General features: G+C 66.8%; 18 protein-coding genes. 14 read left to right on the top strand and 4 right to left on the bottom strand.

Annotated elements, in window-relative coordinates; all coding sequences use genetic code 11:
* Positions 1–160 precede the first annotated feature (160 nt).
* Positions 161–1444, bottom strand: coding sequence for a lytic murein transglycosylase (locus tag ASF31_RS13025; RefSeq protein WP_055755034.1), 1284 nt, complete (start codon positions 1442–1444; stop codon positions 161–163).
* Positions 1445–1914: 470 nt separating this feature from the next.
* Here ASF31_RS13025 and ykgO point away from each other — a divergent pair, with 470 nt between their 5' ends.
* From ykgO to ASF31_RS13010, 3 genes are all read left to right on the top strand, one after another.
* On the top strand, positions 1915–2040 hold the full coding sequence (gene ykgO, locus ASF31_RS13020) for a type B 50S ribosomal protein L36 (RefSeq protein WP_008263184.1): 126 nt from the start codon (positions 1915–1917) through the stop codon (positions 2038–2040).
* A 194-nt stretch (positions 2041–2234) separates the two neighbouring features.
* Positions 2235–2510 carry a DUF2312 domain-containing protein gene (locus ASF31_RS13015; RefSeq protein ID WP_017505946.1) on the top strand — a complete coding sequence of 92 codons (276 nt, stop codon included), beginning with the start codon at positions 2235–2237 and terminating at the stop codon, positions 2508–2510.
* A gap of 12 nt (positions 2511–2522) precedes the next feature.
* A complete protein-coding gene (locus ASF31_RS13010; protein WP_055755033.1) occupies positions 2523–2900 on the top strand; it encodes a hypothetical protein in 378 nt (125 codons plus the stop codon).
* A gap of 154 nt (positions 2901–3054) precedes the next feature.
* Here the strand turns inward: ASF31_RS13010 and ASF31_RS13005 are convergent, their stop codons facing one another.
* Together ASF31_RS13005 and ASF31_RS13000 are read right to left on the bottom strand one after the other, a co-directional pair.
* Positions 3055–4506, bottom strand: a complete 1452-nt coding sequence (locus ASF31_RS13005; protein WP_055755032.1) for a sigma-54 dependent transcriptional regulator — start codon at positions 4504–4506, stop codon at positions 3055–3057.
* A gap of 106 nt (positions 4507–4612) precedes the next feature.
* Complete coding sequence (locus tag ASF31_RS13000; RefSeq protein ID WP_055755031.1) at positions 4613–6382, bottom strand: DUF4153 domain-containing protein; 1770 nt, start codon at positions 6380–6382, stop codon at positions 4613–4615.
* A 96-nt stretch (positions 6383–6478) separates the two neighbouring features.
* Here ASF31_RS13000 and ASF31_RS12995 point away from each other — a divergent pair, with 96 nt between their 5' ends.
* The 9 genes from ASF31_RS12995 (at position 6479) to ASF31_RS12955 (ending at position 13728) form a co-directional block, all read left to right on the top strand.
* Positions 6479–8272 (top strand): M3 family oligoendopeptidase, encoded by a 1794-nt coding sequence (locus tag ASF31_RS12995; protein WP_055755030.1) that lies wholly within the window; start codon positions 6479–6481, stop codon positions 8270–8272.
* A gap of 76 nt (positions 8273–8348) precedes the next feature.
* Positions 8349–8621 (top strand): aa3-type cytochrome c oxidase subunit IV, encoded by a 273-nt coding sequence (locus ASF31_RS12990; protein ID WP_055755029.1) that lies wholly within the window; start codon positions 8349–8351, stop codon positions 8619–8621.
* A 130-nt stretch (positions 8622–8751) separates the two neighbouring features.
* Positions 8752–9885, top strand: coding sequence for a Re/Si-specific NAD(P)(+) transhydrogenase subunit alpha (locus ASF31_RS12985; protein ID WP_055755028.1), 1134 nt, complete (start codon positions 8752–8754; stop codon positions 9883–9885).
* Entirely contained in the window at positions 9882–10115 is a 234-nt protein-coding gene (locus tag ASF31_RS12980; protein WP_055755027.1) for a hypothetical protein, read from the top strand. Before ASF31_RS12985 ends, ASF31_RS12980 begins: the two co-directional genes overlap by 4 nt.
* Position 10116: 1 nt before the next feature.
* Positions 10117–10464, top strand: coding sequence for an NAD(P) transhydrogenase subunit alpha (locus ASF31_RS12975; RefSeq protein WP_055755026.1), 348 nt, complete (start codon positions 10117–10119; stop codon positions 10462–10464).
* Positions 10461–10727 carry a hypothetical protein gene (locus ASF31_RS12970; RefSeq protein ID WP_055755025.1) on the top strand — a complete coding sequence of 89 codons (267 nt, stop codon included), beginning with the start codon at positions 10461–10463 and terminating at the stop codon, positions 10725–10727. Before ASF31_RS12975 ends, ASF31_RS12970 begins: the two co-directional genes overlap by 4 nt.
* A 13-nt stretch (positions 10728–10740) precedes the next feature.
* A complete protein-coding gene (locus ASF31_RS12965; RefSeq protein WP_055755024.1) occupies positions 10741–12162 on the top strand; it encodes an NAD(P)(+) transhydrogenase (Re/Si-specific) subunit beta in 1422 nt (473 codons plus the stop codon).
* Positions 12163–12216: 54 nt separating this feature from the next.
* Positions 12217–12570 carry a DUF1801 domain-containing protein gene (locus ASF31_RS12960; RefSeq protein ID WP_235551337.1) on the top strand — a complete coding sequence of 118 codons (354 nt, stop codon included), beginning with the start codon at positions 12217–12219 and terminating at the stop codon, positions 12568–12570.
* Positions 12571–12621: 51 nt separating this feature from the next.
* Positions 12622–13728 (top strand): acyltransferase, encoded by a 1107-nt coding sequence (locus ASF31_RS12955; protein WP_055755022.1) that lies wholly within the window; start codon positions 12622–12624, stop codon positions 13726–13728.
* 2 nt (positions 13729–13730) lie between these two features.
* Here the strand turns inward: ASF31_RS12955 and ASF31_RS12950 are convergent, their stop codons facing one another.
* Complete coding sequence (locus tag ASF31_RS12950) at positions 13731–13955, bottom strand: hypothetical protein (RefSeq protein WP_055755021.1); 225 nt, start codon at positions 13953–13955, stop codon at positions 13731–13733.
* Between the two features lie 91 nt (positions 13956–14046).
* Here ASF31_RS12950 and ASF31_RS12945 point away from each other — a divergent pair, with 91 nt between their 5' ends.
* Together ASF31_RS12945 and ASF31_RS12940 are read left to right on the top strand one after the other, a co-directional pair.
* Positions 14047–15036 carry a YafY family protein gene (locus ASF31_RS12945; RefSeq protein ID WP_055755020.1) on the top strand — a complete coding sequence of 330 codons (990 nt, stop codon included), beginning with the start codon at positions 14047–14049 and terminating at the stop codon, positions 15034–15036.
* Between the two features lie 72 nt (positions 15037–15108).
* The gene (locus tag ASF31_RS12940; RefSeq protein WP_200918641.1) at positions 15109–16542 is read left to right on the top strand and encodes a hypothetical protein; all 1434 of its coding nucleotides are present in this window, start codon (positions 15109–15111) and stop codon (positions 16540–16542) included.
* The last annotated feature ends 30 nt before the right edge of the window (positions 16543–16572 follow it).

Genomic DNA, 16572 nt, shown 5'->3' with positions numbered 1-16572 from the left:
CCCGAGCTTGCAGGCCAACCCCCCGCGCGGAGCGTCATACCCTTCGTCGAAACGGTAATCTCTAATCACACTCCGGGCGAAGGCCCGGCGCTCCGCCCAGCCCTCCATCCCCTCCGCCCGTGAAAGGCAGGAGCGTCGAACCATGCCCGAATTTACAGCCTCAGTTCGTCCGGCGGATCAGTTCGTCCGCCAGCGCCGGCGTCAGATAGCCGTCGGCGATCCGGTTGTTGGCGATTTGCCAGCGACGCAGGGCCGCGCGGGTGTTGGAGCCGATCACGCCGTCGACGCCCTGGGTGTCGTAACCCAGTTGGGTCAGGGCGCGCTGCGCCCCGATACGCTGATCGCGCGTCATCGACGGATCGTTGGGCCAGGTCTTTGTCAGCCCCGGCTTGCCCATGATCCCGTCCGCCGTCAGGCCGATGGCCAGGGCGTAGGACACCGAGTTGTTGTAGCGGCGGATCACATAGTGGTTCGGCAGGGCCAGGAAGGCCGGACCGTTCGCCCCCTGGGGCAGCAGGATGGTCGCCTCTTCCAGGGCCTCGGCCCCGTTCGGTGTGCCGCCTTGCGCCAGGCGCACGCCCTTGGCCGCCCAATAGGCCCAGTTGTGCTTCGGGCCTTCCGCCTCGGCATAGTCGAAGCCGGAGGGCAGGGTGACTTCATAGCCCCAGCCCTGACCGCGCTTCCACCCGGCCTGGGCCAGCAGGTTGGCAGCGGACGCCAGGGCGTCGGCGTCGTCGCGCCAGATATCGACCTTGCCGTCGCCGTCCTGGTCCACGCCCAGGCGCAGATAGTTGTCGGGCATGAACTGGGTCTGGCCCATGGCCCCGGCCCAGCTGCCCTTCAGGCCCGCGCGCTCGCGCCGGCCGTCCACGACGATGTCCAGCGCGTCCTTCAGCTGGCCCTCGGCCCAATCGCGTCTGCGACCGTCATAGGCCAGGGTCGCCAGCGAGCGGATCACGTCATAGTCGCCCTGCACCTGACCGAAAGCGCTCTCCTGGGCCCAGACGCCGACCAGGATTTCGCTGGGCACGCCGAATCGTTGAACCACCGACCACGGCACCCGGTCGATGCGCTGTTTGGCCTGGGCGATTCGCACCGGGGTCACTGCATTCTGAACATAGGCGCCGGCGGGTTTGGAGAATTCAGGCTGGTTGCGATCCAGGCGGATCACCGTTGGATCGGGCGTCAGACCCTCCAGTTCCCGGGCGTAGTCCGCGCGGCGGGCGCCGCCCTTGCGCGCCAGAAATCCCTGTTTCCAGCCCTCGAAACCCTGCTGGTCATAGGCGGCCAACGGCGGCGTCTGGGGGGCGGGGGCCGGCGTCGTGACAGGGGAGCCCGCCTGCGGCTGAGGCTGGGGCGTCGGCAGGTTCACCTGGGGCTCGGGCAGCATGGGCGCGCAGGCCGAGACGCAGCCGATCAGGAGAAGGCGGTAGGAAAAGCGCATGAGATTCAAACTAAAGCCCCCGGGGTCAGACACGAAATGACATCCGCGCGAACGGTCATTTCGACGCCCTAAAGCGCGCGCGGCGCGAATGCGTTGCCTCACTGTTCCCCGGTCGGGTGTAAGGCACGCCGTTAACCACCTTTGTATTGGACGCCTTATACGTGTGTGTCGTAATGACGCACCAGCTCTGACGGCCTGATGGCGGAGCGGCGACGCGGCGGGCGTGCAACCCCGTAAACCCTCCGTTCGACTCGGAGGTCAGGCCTCCAGCTTTTTTGAGGTGCTATCGCCCTTCAGGCTACTTGAGCACGTGTAAGAAAATGCGTCGCCAGGCAGGCGGGGCCTGGGTTTTCTGCGGTTTTGCCCCTTGGCGGGTTGACCTTCGCAAGCCCTCTCTCTATACGACCGCCTCCGCCGCGATCCGACCGGGTCAGCGGCTTTCTTATTGGTTTCTTTCAGGACGTCCGACCATGAAGGTCCGTAGCTCGCTCAAGTCGCTGAAGACCCGCCACCGCGACTGCAAGGTCGTGCGTCGCAAGGGCGTCGTCTTCGTCATCAACAAGACCGACCCGCGCTTCAAGGCGAAGCAGGGCTAAGCAGCGTTCGCTGCGCGCCGCTTCGGCGGCGTGCGCACGCTGGGTCGCGCTCAAGCAGCCCGAAGGGCGATAGCGCGCTTGAAAGTTGACGATCCACAGGCTGCGGATTTCTGTCCGCGGCCTTTTTCGTGTTGGCGGTTGTCGCGCGCCTGTCCGCATGGTTAGCGTCCGCGCCTGATTTCTGGAGTATTCCCATGGCTGACGACGCCTCGTTCGACGGTGGTTCCGACGTTCTCACCGCCACGGCGCAGGGCCGCCTTCGCACCATCATCGAGCGCCTTGAGCGTCTCGAAGAGGACAAGCAGGCCGTCATGACCGACATGAAGGAGGTCTTCGCCGAGGCCAAGGGCGAGGGCTACGACGTCAAGATCCTGCGCAAGGTCATTCGCATTAGAAAGCAGGACAAGGCCAAGCGTCAGGAAGAGGACGCCATCCTGGACCTCTACCTCTCGGCGCTCGGCGAGATCTGAGGCTGACCCGGCTTGAAGCGCACCCCCTTCAAGCCAGGAGGCAGTCTGTCGCGATCAGGCGGCCCGAAGGGCGATGGCGCCAACAAGAAGCCGCTGCCCAGCCCCTTCGAGATGCAGCGCGAGGCGGCTAAACGCGCTGCGTTGAATGCCTTGAAACGCGCTCGCCGCGCGGCGGACAAGGCGGGCGTTTCCCTGTCCGAATGGGAGGGCGAGTTCATCGATTCTGTCAGCGAGCGCGTGAAGACCCACGGCCGCGCCTTCGCCGACCCCGAAAAGGGCGCCCCGGGGCAAGCCCTGTCGGCGATGCAGGGCCGCAAGCTGAAAGAGATCACCGCCAAGGCCAATGGCGAAGAGCCGAAACGGCGTTGGGCTCGAAAGAAGCCGGAGTGATCTTCTCCTCCCCACTTGTGGGGAGGGGGACCGCGCAGCGGTGGAGGGGCTCGCGAATCTCCAAAGACGCTATGATGCGGTGAAGAGCCCCTCCGTCACGGCGCTAAGGAGCGCCGCGCCACCTCCCCACGATGTGAGGAGGAGAGGGTAGGTCTCAGCCCGCTTCCTTCAACTGACCTTCCAGCCCCTGTTCCCGGACCTTGCGATACAGGGTCGAACGGCCGATGCCGAGGCGGCGCGCGATCTCGCTCATATGGCCGGCATAGACCTCGATGGCGTGCTGGATCAGGTCGCGTTCGATGTCCTCGAGCGTGCGCAGATGGCCGCGCTCGTCCAAGATCCGGATCGGCTGATCGACCTGCGCGGCGGCGTCGGTCTGGGTGCCGGCGGCTGTGGCGGCTTGCAGGGGTTGGGCATCGGGCATTGGCGCGGCGACGCCGGAGATGGCCGGGAAATCGTGCGGCTGAAGGAAGGGCGCGTCGGCTAGAACGATGGCGCGGAACACCGCATTTTCCAGCTGTCGCACGTTTCCGGGCCAATCGAACCCTTGCAGAAGGGCCAGGGTTTCGGGCGCGCATCCGGCGATCCGCTTGCCTTCCTCGGCGTTGAACCTGGCGATGAAGTGATCGACCAGGGGCGCGATGTCCTCGCGCCGGTCGCGCAAGGACGGGGCCTCGATCGGGAAGACGTTCAGACGATAGAACAGGTCCTCGCGGAAGGCGCCGTCCTTGACCTGCTGGGCCGGGTCGCGATTGGTCGCCGAGACGATGCGCACGTCGATCTTCACCGGGCGTTTGCCGCCGACGGGATCGATCTCGCCTTCTTGCAGCGCGCGCAGCAGCTTGACCTGCATGTCCAGCGGCAGTTCGCCGATCTCGTCCAGGAACAGGGTGCCGCCGTCCGCCTCGCGGAACTTGCCCAGCGTCTTGTCCACGGCGCCGGTGAAGGCGCCCTTCTCGTGTCCAAACAGGATGGATTCGATCAGATTGGCGGGCAGGGCGCCGCAGTTGACGGCTACGAAGGGCTTGCCGGCCCGGTCGCTGGCGCCGTGCAGGGCGCGGGCGATGACCTCCTTGCCGACGCCGCTCTCGCCGGTGATCAGGACGGGAATGGAGGATTTGGCGGCCCGGGCGCCCAGCGCCTTGACCATGCGCATCGGCGGGCTGTCGCCCACGATATCGTCGAAGCTGGTGCGGCCCTGGACGCGCTTGGTCAGGCGCCCGACCTCGGCGGTCAGGCGCTTCATCTGCATGGCGTTGCGCACGCCGACCAGAAGCCGTTCCGGTCCAACGGGCTTGACGAAGAAGTCTTGGGCCCCGGCCTGCATGGCCTTGACCACCATGTCGATGCCGCCGTTGGCCGTCAGGACGATGACCGGCTCATTGATCCCGGCGCTGCGCAGTTCGGCCAGGCATTCCAGCCCCGACATCTCGGGCATGACCATGTCCAGCAGGATCAGGTCGGCCCCGCCGCCGCGCGTCATCCGGTCGATGGCCTCGCCGCCGCTGGCGGCATGGACCACGGCGTTGCCGTCCCGCTCCAGCACGGCCTGGATCAACCGGCGCTGGGTCGGATCGTCGTCAACGACCAGGATGGTCTTGGCCATGAAAATCCCTTGTCCTGTCGCCCAACCCGTCACGGATGGATCGTTTCGGGACGATTCCTAGGGTGGCGAGGTGAAAATCGGGTGACACGGCGTGGTGAGCGTCCCGTTAACGCAGCTCTGTCGCGTCGCATCGCACCTCGGGGCTGGCGCGCAATCTCTGGCCGTCGACAACCAGGTCGGGAAGGGCGGCCGGCGCCGTCGCGACGCCCTTCGACAGGCCCTCGTTCATCCGCTCAGCATTGCGCCCGCAGGTGAAGCCATATCGGCCCGTCACGCGCCACTGGCCCTGGCTGTCCTGATCGAAGGCGACGATTTCGCGAGCCGTGGCGACCAGCAGATCGGTTCGTGCGTCGCCATTCAGGTCCGTCGATCGCACGACGCAGGGCGTTTCCGCATTGCAACTGAACAGCACGTCGACCTGCGCGTCCAACTGATCGACGAAGCTGGCGGGCACGGATTGGCCATCGGCGGCCTTCAGGCGGATGGCGGCCTTGCGCTCTTGCCGTCCTTGCGCCGTATCGCCGGATGGCCAGGGGCGGGCCTGGGCGGCGCGGGCGTTTCGCGCGATGCGAGGGTTTGTGGATGCGGCCAGACGACGGAGCGCGGCCTCGCCGGCCTTGCCGCTCTCGAACCGCAGGAAGTCGTAGTCGAACGCTTCAGCGGACACGGCGCCCCGTTCCAGTCGAGCCACTTGATCCCGCACGGCCAGCCGCGCCGGATCGGCCAAAGGGCTGAACAGGGCCAGGATGACCAGAACCGACAGAACCGCCGCGACGACGTTGGTCCGCTCCAGCGGCTTCATCCAGCCTCCCGGTTTCACGGCCGCCAGCAGATAGCCCGCGCCATAGACCAAGCCGATCAGCGTGCAGGCGACGGCGATGATCCGATCGGGCGTCAACCCATGCTGGCCAATCCGCAAGCCTAGGCCCCAGGCGGCCAGAACGATCAACGGCGCGATCAGGACCGACGCCGCCCGCGCGCCGTATCGCAGAGCGACCGGCGGCAGATTGTCGGCGCGCCCATCCTGATAGGCCGTGTTGATCAGCACGATCAGGGCGGCGGCGGCCGACAGCACCAGCGCCGTCGCGCTGCGCGTCTCCCACAGGCCGTCCAATCCGGTGAAGGGCAGGGCGAGAAGGAAGCCGCCGACCAGGACCGTGATCACCAGGAGCAGCCAGGACAGCAGCATCAACGCCACGGTCCGCACGCCCCGGATCAGGCCGTCGCGCACATCGGTCAGCTGGACAGCGGTGGCGAAGACCAGGGCTGTGACCGGAATGGCGAACCACGCCTCGCTCAGCAGGTGCTGCAGAAAGCCGAGGCCGATCATCTTGAACAGGGCCGCGCCCAGATGCAGCAGGATCCAGAAGGCGCCGGTGAAGCCCAGCGACAGGGCCAGTTGGACCCCCGCCTTCCAGGCGATGTCGAAATAGTCGGGATAGTCGACGATCCAGCGTCGTTCGCGGATCGCAGGCACGATCAGGTGGTGGGCGATGAACAGGGCCGCCGCGCCGAAGGCCAGCACGGGGAAACTCAGGAAAGGCGGCTCCTCTTGCGGCTTCAGCACCTGGCGAGCGACATCGTGGGCGCCCAACAGAGCCAGCACGCCGGCTGCGGCCGCCGCCCACAGGATCAGGGCCAGCGGCTTGACCCGACCGACGCCGGCGAGAACCACCACCGGCACATAGCCGGCCGCCAGGGCCAGGGCGCCGAACACCACCGGCTGGGTTTCGGGCCAGACGCGGCTGTCGGCCGCCAGATACAGCAGATAGAGGGCCAGCCCCTGAACCAGACCTGTCGCCAGGCGAATCGCAAACAGGGCCGAGGCCCCGCCAAGGCCCGTCCGGCCGGTGTCATGTTGCAGGGTTTCGGTCATTCACGCGTCTCCGAAAGGCAGGATTGCACGGGCCGTGACGCCGAGAAAGCGCAAGGGACGGTTGCGGCCGTCGCCGCGCATCCCCAGAACAGGGGCATGAACGCTCCCTTCAAGACGCCCAACACTGAAGCCCCGCTATGGGACCTGACCGACCTCTATGCGTCGCGCGACGACGCCAAGGTCGCCGCCGATCTTGAAAAGGCGCGCGGTCTTGTCGAGGCGCTGAACGGGCTGAAGGGGCGGCTGGCGGCGGATCAGGGCGCGCAGGCGCTGGGCGAGGCGCTGGACCGCGCGATCCAGTTTTATGAGCAGGCGTCCGATGTGCTGGGTGCGCTGGGCGCCTACGCCTTTCTGTCCGCCTCGACTGCGCGTGATGATGCGACGGCGCAAGGATTCGAGGCCGATGTGCGCGAGAAGATCACCGCCATCGCCACCCCGACCGTCTGGCTGACGCTGGAGATCAATCAGATCGACGATGCGGCGCTGGAAGCGGCGCTCACCGCCCACGCGGGCGCGGCGCGCTGGCGGCCTTGGCTGCGGCGCGTGCGGGCGATGAAGCCGCATGAGCTTTCGGCCGAACTGGAGACCTTCATCGCCGAGCGCGGCCCGATCACGGCCCAATGGCCGCGCCTGTTTGATGAGCAACTGGCCGCCCTGCGTGCAAAGGCGGGCCACGAGGAACTGACGCTGGCCGAGGCGCTGAACCGCCTGTCGGACGCCAAGCCCGCACGCCGCAAGGCCGCCGCCGAGGGTCTGTCTGAGGCGCTGGCCGCCCGCGCCCCGACGCTCGCCCTGGTGCTGAACACCGTCGCCGCCGACAAGGCGATGGAGGATCGCTGGCGCGGTTTCAAACGTCCCGCCGATAGCCGTCACCTGGGCAACGAGGTGGATGGCGAGGCCGTGGATGCGATGGCCGAGGCGGTCGCCGCCGCCTATCCGCGCCTGTCGCACCGCTATTATGCGCTGAAGGCCAAGGCGATGGGCAAGGCGCGCCTGGACCACTGGGACCGCAACGCGCCTATCGAAACGACCGCCCCGCGCGCCTTCACCTGGACCCAGGGGCGCGAGATCGTGCTGGACAGTTTCTCGGACCTGGGCGGCGACTTCGCCGACCGGGCCGGCGGCTTCTTCGACAAGCCGTGGATCGACGGCCGGGCGCGGCCGGGCAAGCAGTCGGGCGCCTACGCCCACCCCGTCACCGCCGACCGCCATCCCTATGTCTTCCTGAACTGGATGGGCGAGCGGCGCGACGTGCTGACCCTGGCGCACGAACTGGGTCATGGCGTCCACCAGACCCTGGCGGCCGATCAGGGCACGCTTCTGGCCGATACGCCCCTGACCCTGGCCGAGACGGCGTCGATCTTCGCCGAGGGGCTGACTTTTGATCGTCTATTGGCGACCGCGCCGAAGTCCGAGCAGCGCGGCCTGCTGGCCGGTCGGATCGAGGACGGGCTGAACACCGTCGTGCGCCAGATCGCCTTCCACCGGTTCGAAACCCGCTTCCACGACGAGCGGCTGCAGGGCGAGGTGTCGCAGCAGCGGATCAACCAGCTGTGGCTGGAGGAAATGGGCGCCTCGTTGGGGCCGTCGGTCAAGCTGAACCCCGGCTATGAACACTGGTGGGCCTATGTCAGCCACTTCGTCCACTCGCCGTTTTACGTCTACGCCTATGCGTTCGGGGACCTGCTGGTTGCGGCGTTGATGGAGGCGCGACGCAATGACCCGGCTGGGTTCACGCCGCTATATCGCGAGCTGTTGGCCGGCGGCGGATCGCGGACCTATGTCGAGGCGTTGAAGCCGTTCGGTCTGGACCCGCGCGACCCGGCCTTCTGGAGCGTGGGCTGTCAGAGGCTGGAGCGTCTGGTCGATCAGTTCGAGGCGCTGGCCTGACCAGGGCATGACTGCGGGCTTGAGCGGGGCCGTCGCCTCGGTGTAAGTCCGCGATAACGACGAGGGGATTCCACGAATGGCCGACCTGCACGACACCGCCAACGCACCTGCCGACGCCGATGCGCAAGCCTATCTGCACGGCCATATGGAAGTGCGCGAACAGGTTTCGACCTACCGCCTGTTCCTGGACCTGGCCAAGTGGGGCAGCCTGGCCATCGCCGTGCTGCTGCTGTTCCTGACCCTGTGGTTCCACCCAGGCGGCAGCTTCATGGCCGCCGTCATCGGCGCGGTCGTTCTGGGCGGCGTCGGCTTCGTGGCGCTGAAGTCCAAGCCCGGCGCCGCGCACTGAGCCTTGCATGGGATCGCCCTCGGGCGGTCTGAAATAACGCGCCCTCGCCAAGCTTCGGCATAACAGTGCTTTGACGGCTTGCGCCGGAACGGCCTAACCTTCGTTCAACGAAAAGAACGAGGGGATTCGCTTGGCCGTCGCTATCGCCGTCACCCGTGAACGTCGCGAAGGCGAGACGCGCTGCGCCGTCACGCCCGAGACGGTCAAGAAGCTGATCGCCCTTGGGGCGACCGTCACGGTCGAGGCCGGGACCGGTCTTGGCTCCTCCATTCCCGACGCCGACTATGCCGCCGCAGGTGCCGTGGTGAAGCCGGACACCCGCGCCGCGCTGGACGGCGCCGACATCGTGTTGAAGGTGCGCGGCCCCACGGCTCAGGAAACCAGCGCGCTGAAACCCGGCGCCATCGTCATCGCCATGCTGGACGCTTGGCGCGACAAGGCGACCGTAGACGCCCTGGCCGGGGCCAACGCCACCGCCTTCGCCATGGAGTTCGTGCCCCGCATCACCCGCGCCCAGGTCATGGACGTCCTGTCGTCCCAGGCGAACCTGGCCGGATACCGCGCGGTGATCGAGGCGGCCTATGCCTATGGCAAGGGCTTCCCGATGATGATGACGGCGGCCGGCACGGTCGCCGCCGCAAAGGTCTTCATCATGGGGGTGGGCGTCGCCGGGCTTCAGGCCATCGCCACCGCGCGTCGTCTGGGCGCCGTCGTCACCGCCACCGACGTCCGCCCCGCGACCAAGGAACAGGTCGAAAGCCTGGGCGCCAAGTTCCTGGCCGTCGAGGACGAGGAGTTCAAGGACGCCCAGACCGCCGGCGGCTATGCCAAACCCATGTCGGCCGAATATCAGGCCAAACAGGCCGAACTGACCGCGACCCATGTGCTTAAGCAGGACATCGTTATCACCACGGCCCTGATCCCCGGCCGCGCCGCGCCGGTGCTGCTGACCGCCGCCCATGTCGCCTCAATGAAGCCCGGCTCGGTCATCATCGATCTGGCAGTCGAGGCGGGCGGCAATGTCGAGGGCTCCAAGCTCAACGAGGTCGTGACCACCGCGAACGGCGTCACCATCGTCGGCTGGGCCAATCTGCCCGGCCGCATCGCCGCAGACGCCAGCGCCCTCTACGCCCGCAACCTGACCGCGTTTGTGGGTCTGTTGATCAAGGACGGCGGCCTGTCGGTGGACTTCGAAGACGAGATTCTGAAGGCGGCGGTGGTCACAGACGGCGGAGCCGTGGTGCATGAGGGGTTGCGGGGATGATCGGGTCTGGCCTTCGTAATGCTCTGTCGATTTTTTCCTTGATCGTGATTTTCGGCGGAGCTGTCTTCTGCCTGTTTCTGCTGATGTTTGCATTCGTGCAGGACCAGTCCGGCGCAGCATTCGGCAGGGCGCTTACCAAAGTCGGGCCGATCTTTTTCGGCAGCGTCATCAACGGGGGAGTCCTTCGACTTCTCATCAGCATCGATGCTCGATTGGAGCAGAAAACCTGACATGGAACACGTCGATCCCACCGTCTTCCGCCTGGCCATCTTCGTACTGGCGATCTTCGTCGGCTATTATGTGGTCTGGAGCGTGACGCCGGCCCTGCACACGCCACTGATGGCCGTGACAAACGCCATTTCCAGCGTCATCATCGTCGGCGGCCTGATCGCGGCGGCGGCCGTGTCCGGTGACGCGAGCGGCCCCAGCGCCTGGATCGCCAAGGGCGCGGGCGTGCTCGCCGTCACCTTGGCCAGCGTCAACATCTTCGGCGGCTTCATGGTCACGCGGCGGATGCTGGCCATGTACAAGAAGAAGGAGCGGCCCGCTGCTAAGGCCGCTCCCGAGGCGTCTTCGTGACGGACGCCGCACAGATCGCTATCACTGGATCCTGGGTCGCGACCGGCATCGGCTTCGGCCTGTGGCTGTACGGCTGGTTCGGGGCCAAGACGCCGATCAAGCGCCAGCGGCTGCACGACTGCGGCATCGCCCTGGTCTTTTCGGCCATTCTGGTTCGCGTGGTGACGCAGGACCGGCCGTTGGGCGTCTTCGAATGGGCCCTGTTCTTCATCGGCCCGCTGTTCATCGCCGCCGCCCTGTGGCGGCTGGCCCGCACGTCTTGAGGGGAGGGGCGTGATGAACGCATCTTTGGCCGCACTGGCCTATCTGGTTTCAGGCGTCCTGTTCATCCTTTCGCTGCGGGGGCTGTCTAGCCCCGAGACCAGCCGTCAGGGCAACACCTTCGGCATGGTCGGCATGGCGCTGGCCATCGGCGTGACCCTGCTGACGCTGGGCACCACTGGCGCGCTGGACACCGTGACCCTGGCCCTGATCGCGGGCGGCGTCATCGTCGGGGGCGGGGCGGGCGCCCTGATCGCCAAGCGCGTGGCCATGACCGACATGCCGCAGCTGGTCGCGGCCTTCCACAGTCTGGTCGGCATGGCCGCTTGCCTGGTCGCCATCGGCGCCATCTATGCGCCCGAGGCCTTTGGAATCCTGTCGGATGACGGAAACGGCATCAAGACGCTGTCGATCATCGAACTCAGCCTGGGCGTCGCCATCGGGGCTATCACCTTCACCGGCTCGGTCATCGCCTTCGCCAAGCTGAATGGCAACATGAGCGGCGCGCCGATCATCCTGCCGGCGCGGCATCTGATCAATGTCGGCCTGGCGCTGGGTCTGGTCTTCCTGATCGGCATCCTGATCGGCACGAATGGCGCGGCGACCTGGGCCTTCTGGGGCGTCTTCCTGATCGCGCTCGTTTTGGGCGCGACCCTGATCATCCCCATCGGCGGGGCCGACATGCCGGTCGTCGTGTCGATGCTGAACTCCTATTCCGGCTGGGCGGCGGCGGCGCTGGGCTTCACGTTGGAGAACATCGCTCTGATCATCACCGGCGCTCTGGTCGGATCGTCGGGCGCGATCCTCAGCTACATCATGTGCAAGGGTATGAACCGCAGCTTCATCAGCGTCATCCTGGGCGGCTTCGGCGGCGGCGATGCGGCGGCCGGTCCCGCCGGCGCCAAGGAGACGCGGCCGGTTAAACAGGGCTCGGCCGAGGACGCCGCCTTCATCATGAAGAATGCGTCCAAGGTCATCATCGTGCCCGGCTACGGCATGGCGGTGGCCCAGGCCCAGCATGCGCTGCGTGAAATGGCCGACAAGTTGAAGGAGGAAGGCGTGGAGGTGAAATACGCCATCCACCCCGTCGCCGGTCGGATGCCGGGCCATATGAACGTCCTGCTGGCCGAGGCCAACGTCCCCTATGACGAGGTGTTCGAGCTGGAGGACATCAACGCCGAGTTCGCCACCGCCGACGTCGCCTTCGTCATCGGCGCCAATGACGTGACCAACCCGGCGGCCAAGACCGACCCGACCAGCGCCATCTACGGCATGCCGATCCTGGACGTGGAAAAGGCCGGCACGGTGCTGTTCATCAAGCGCGGCATGGGCTCGGGCTATGCCGGGGTCGAGAACGAACTCTTCTTCCGCGATAACACTATGATGCTGTTCGCCGACGCCAAGAAGATGGTCGAAGGGATCGTGAAGCGGCTTTGAGCCATGGCCAGCACGCCCAAGACCGGCCCCACAGACGCCTCTGTCGATGACTTCTTGTCTGCGATCGACGATCCACGCCGACGGTCTGACGCTCATGCCGTCGCCGCGCTGATGTCGGAGATCACCGGTGAACCGGCCGTGCTCTGGGGATCGTCCATCATCGGGTTCGGCAATGACGGCGGCCCCAAGGGCGGCTGGCCGCTGATCAGCTTCTCGCCGCGAAAAGCCAATCTGGTGCTTTATGTCGCTGGGGATTTCCCTGAACGTGCCGAGCTTATCGCCCGCTTGGGCGAGGTGAAAACCGGCGTTGGCTGCCTCTATATTTCGCGTTTGGAAGATGTCGATCAGGCGGTTCTGCGCGACCTTTGCGGTCGCGCTGTTCGTGCGCTCAAAGCCGGGGCGGACTGAAGTCTCGTCAGACCCCTATCGCGCAACCTTGACCGGCGCTATCACGCGTCCGTGAACACATTGTCCGAACCTCTTCCTGCCGCCCATCGCCGTTTTGAGGCTTTGGACTCCCTGCGGGGTGTGTGCGCCATCCTTGTGGTGATGTTCCACATGCCGGTCGCAAGTCATTGGCGCGACTGGGGTTTCATCCAGCATTCCTATCTGTTCGTCGACTATTTCTTCGTCCTGTCGGGCTTCGTCATTGCCCATGCCTATGCGAACCGACTGCAGTCAGGACGCGACGCCGGGCGATTCATGGTGCGGCGCTTCGGGCGGATCTGGCCGCTGCACCTCCTGATGCTGGCGGCCTTCATCGGGCTGGAGCTGGCGCGGCTTGTCTTCCATTTCGACAGTGCGCCGCCGTTCACGCGGGATCGGTCGATCGAGGCGATCTTCACCAATCTGGCGCTGATCCAGGCCTGGCATGTGCATCCCTATCTGACGTGGAACGGGCCATCGTGGACGCTCAGCGCCGAATGGGCCTGCTATCTGATCTTCGCGGGCCTGGTGCTGATTGCGCCAAAGCGTTTCCGCTGGATCGGGCTGGTGCTGGCGATCATCGGCGGCGTGCTGGTGCTCAGCTACGCGCGGCGCTGGATGAATACGACCTATGACTTCGCCGTGCCGCGCGCGGTCTATGGCTTCTTCCTGGGCTGCCTGCTGCAGGGGCTCTGGACCCGCATTCCGCGGCTCAAGGGCGGCGCCGCGACGCTGTTGGAGATCGCGGCCATCGTCGCCGCCTGCGTCTTCATCGGCTATGCTCAGGGGCCGATCACCGTGGCCGTCACCTTGATCTTCGTGGCGCTGATCTGGGTCTTCGCCGGCGAGGAGGGGGCGCTGTCACGCGTGCTGGACCACCCGGCTCTGGTCACCCTGGGGCGCTGGTCGTTCGCCATCTACATGGTCCATATGTTCATCCTGACCGTGATGATGATCGTGGCCAAGAAGCTGGACCGGGTCCCCGTTCGTCGCATCGACTTCGGCTCTGTCTGGCTGAACGACCTGTTCGCCGTCGCCATGTTCGGCTTCATCGTCGCGGTCGCCGTGGCGGCTCACCGACTGGTCGAGCAACCGGCCCAGCGCATGATCGACCGCTGGACCAAGCCCAAGGCGGCCTGAGGTCAGGCGGCCATCCGCCATTCGGGGGCCATGTCGCCGGCGCGGCCTTCGTCCCACAGCATGTCCTCGTCCGAATAGCGGCTGCTGGCGGCGGCCGAGATGACGTCGACCACCTGTTCCTCCAGACGGTCCCAGATCACGGCGAGGTCGGACGACCCATCGGCCTCGCACGGCACGATGATATAGCGGCTGGCGTTGACGGTCTGGGTGGGTTGGAAACGCGCCATCTGATGATCTCCTGAAGCGGGGGCCTCTTGTCGATGATGTCGTTATGAAGCAGTGTTGCGTCAGAAACGGACGTAAGGATCGGCGAAGGCATTGAGACACGACAAGGCGGCGATGGTGATCGATTTGGCGCGCCGCATGGCCGCCAGCGCCGAAGGGCTGAGCCTGGATGAGATCGCGCGCGATATGCGCGTCGGCCGCCGCACCGCTGAACGGATGCGTGATGCGGTTCTGATGCTGTTCCCCCAGGTGGACGAGCTCTCGGATCCGCCGTCCAAGCGCTGGCGCATCCGGGGGGGGCTGTCGGCCTTCGAACAGGCGCCGACGGCGACCGAAATGCTGGAACTGTCCAAGGCCGCGACCGCCCTGCGCGCCGCCGGCGAACCGGCGCGCGCCATGGCGCTGGAGGGGCTGGAGCGCAAGCTGAAGGCGGCGATGCGTTCGACCACGCTGAATCGGATGGCGCCGGATCTGGAGGCCCTGGTCCGGGCCGAGACCATTGCGGTCCAGGCCGGGCCGCGCCCCTCCGCCGACGAGGCGATGCTGACCGCCATTCGCGCGGCGGTGCTGGCGCAGCAGCCCTTGGGCTTCACCTATTCCCGTCCGGGCGCCGAGCCGCGTCGGCGCAGCGTGGCGCCGTGCGGCGTCATGTTCGGCCGGGCCAACTATCTGGTCGCCGCCGATCGCGAGACCGGCCGCATCCAGACCTTCCGCCTGGACCGAATGAGCCACGTCGCCCCGCAGGAGGGGATGGCCGTGCCGCCCGCCGATTTCGACCTCGGCGTCTTCGCCAGCCAGTCCTTCGGCATCTATCAGGACGAGATCGAGGACGTCGTGCTGCGCATTACGCCCGAGGGCGCGGCCGAGGCCAAGAGCTGGCGCTGGCACCCCACCCAATCGTTCGAGGATCAGCCGGACGGCGGCGTGATCGTGCGGTTCCGCGCCTCGGGCATGCGCGAGCTGGCCTGGCATCTGTTCACTTGGGGCGAACAGGTGCAGATCCTGGCGCCGGAGCGGCTAAAGGCCGTGATGGCCGGCGAACTGGCGGCGGCGGGCCGTGCCTTGGAACGGGCCCCAGCCTGACGAAACCGTAAGCTGACGCGGCGCGTTGACGACCGCTAGGCTTCGCGCCGAGCGCCCTTCAGGAGATCGCCCTTGCGCGTCCACGCCTTCGCCTCGTCCGCCATGCTGGCCCTCGCCCTTATGAGCGGCGCCTGCGCCGCCGGGCCCATGTCGGCGCCGACGACCTTTCAGGAGGAAGGCGGACCCCAGGTGACGGTGACGCGCGACGGCGATCAACTGAACATCGACTATCGCTTCGGGCGCGACGTGCCGGTCTGGGCCTTCCAGGATTCGGCGCTGGAACAGGATTCGCGCCAGCCCTGGCGACCGCGCCAATGGACGGTCGAGACGCCCGGCGTCGTCATGGAGCGACGCGGCCATTACGACATCATCCGCAGCACGGACGGCGGTCCCGTGCCGCGCGAGGTCCGCTTCCGCGTTCGACCGCAGGCGGTGGATCTTGAGGCCGAATATCCGACCCTGCTGTTCTCCAACGGCGCGGTGGCGCTGCCGACGCGACAACTGGATGTCTTCGCTTTGCCGTCGGCCAAGGCGGCTGAACAGGTGCCGGACGACCTGAACCGGATCCGGCTGGATGGCGGTCCCTCGCGTGTGACGTGGCGCGATGAGAATGGACCCGTCTTGTTCAACGGCCGCCGCCGTGACGAACTGACCACGACGGACGAGCGCAGCTATGTCCTGCTGGGCGAGGCGACGGTGACGCCGGGGGACGGCCTGTCGACCGTCATGGACCCCAATCTGCCGCCGTGGATCGGCGAGGAGATCCGCGGCTTTGCGCCGCGTGTCGGTCACTATTATCGCGATCGCCTCGGCGCGCCGGGCTCTGGCGGCGATACGCCCATCGTCATGGTGGCCTGGAACGGGCCGACCGAAAGCATGACCAGCATGGGCGGCAGCGTCCTGCCGGGCCTGATCGTCATGTCGTTCGAGGGCAGGGGCGTGACCTCGCCCCAGCCGGAAATCGTGGAGCGTTCGCGCTGGTTCATCGGCCATGAGGGGGCGCATTTCTGGCTGGGGCAGACGGTGCGCTACGCCTTCGCCGACGAGGCCTGGATCACCGAGGGCGGGGCCGACCTGATGGCCGTGCGCGCCCTGAAGGCCCTTGATGCAAACTATGACGACCGGGCCGAGCTTCAGTCCGAGGTGGACGACTGCGTCAACCTGGCTCGCCAGCCGGTCGCCCAGGCCGGCGCCCGGGGCGAACACCGCGCCTATTACGCCTGCGGGGCTGTCTTCGCCCTGGCCGCGGAGGGCGCGCAACGCCTGCGGACCGGCGGCGACTGGTTCGACTATCTCAGACCTCTGCTGCGCCAGCCGGATAGTGTGCTCAGCCGCGAGGAATGGCTGACGGCCCTGACTCGGACATCGCGCGACCCGTCGCTGCGCGGCGATGTCGAGCGGCTGCTGGATCAGGGCGCGCCCTATCCGTCCGCCGTCATCGCCCGCCTGTTCCAGCGCACCGGCGTGGCCTTCCGCATGATCGACGGCCGGGTGGTTCTGAGCTGAACCCGATCTCAGCCACTGGCGCGGTTAGTC

The sequence above is a fragment of the Brevundimonas sp. Leaf280 genome (assembly GCF_001422455.1).
GTDB lineage: Bacteria > Pseudomonadota > Alphaproteobacteria > Caulobacterales > Caulobacteraceae > Brevundimonas.
Note: the sequence above shows the minus strand (reverse complement) of the source record. Positions and strands in the feature narration are given on the sequence as shown.

What these genes read in the sequence shown, in the direction of transcription:
- ASF31_RS12950 (WP_055755021.1), bottom strand. Translation starts at nt 13,955, where the DNA reads ATGGCGCGTTTCCAACCCACCCAGACCGTCAACGCCAGCCGCTATATC.
- ASF31_RS12965 (WP_055755024.1), top strand. Translation starts at nt 10,741, where the DNA reads ATGAACGCATCTTTGGCCGCACTGGCCTATCTGGTTTCAGGCGTCCTG.
- ASF31_RS12975 (WP_055755026.1), top strand. Translation starts at nt 10,117, where the DNA reads ATGGAACACGTCGATCCCACCGTCTTCCGCCTGGCCATCTTCGTACTG.
- ykgO (WP_008263184.1), top strand. Translation starts at nt 1,915, where the DNA reads ATGAAGGTCCGTAGCTCGCTCAAGTCGCTGAAGACCCGCCACCGCGAC.
- ASF31_RS13025 (WP_055755034.1), bottom strand. Translation starts at nt 1,444, where the DNA reads ATGCGCTTTTCCTACCGCCTTCTCCTGATCGGCTGCGTCTCGGCCTGC.
- ASF31_RS12990 (WP_055755029.1), top strand. Translation starts at nt 8,349, where the DNA reads ATGGCCGACCTGCACGACACCGCCAACGCACCTGCCGACGCCGATGCG.
- ASF31_RS13000 (WP_055755031.1), bottom strand. Translation starts at nt 6,382, where the DNA reads ATGACCGAAACCCTGCAACATGACACCGGCCGGACGGGCCTTGGCGGG.
- ASF31_RS13005 (WP_055755032.1), bottom strand. Translation starts at nt 4,506, where the DNA reads ATGGCCAAGACCATCCTGGTCGTTGACGACGATCCGACCCAGCGCCGG.
- ASF31_RS13015 (WP_017505946.1), top strand. Translation starts at nt 2,235, where the DNA reads ATGGCTGACGACGCCTCGTTCGACGGTGGTTCCGACGTTCTCACCGCC.
- ASF31_RS12980 (WP_055755027.1), top strand. Translation starts at nt 9,882, where the DNA reads ATGATCGGGTCTGGCCTTCGTAATGCTCTGTCGATTTTTTCCTTGATC.
- ASF31_RS12995 (WP_055755030.1), top strand. Translation starts at nt 6,479, where the DNA reads ATGAACGCTCCCTTCAAGACGCCCAACACTGAAGCCCCGCTATGGGAC.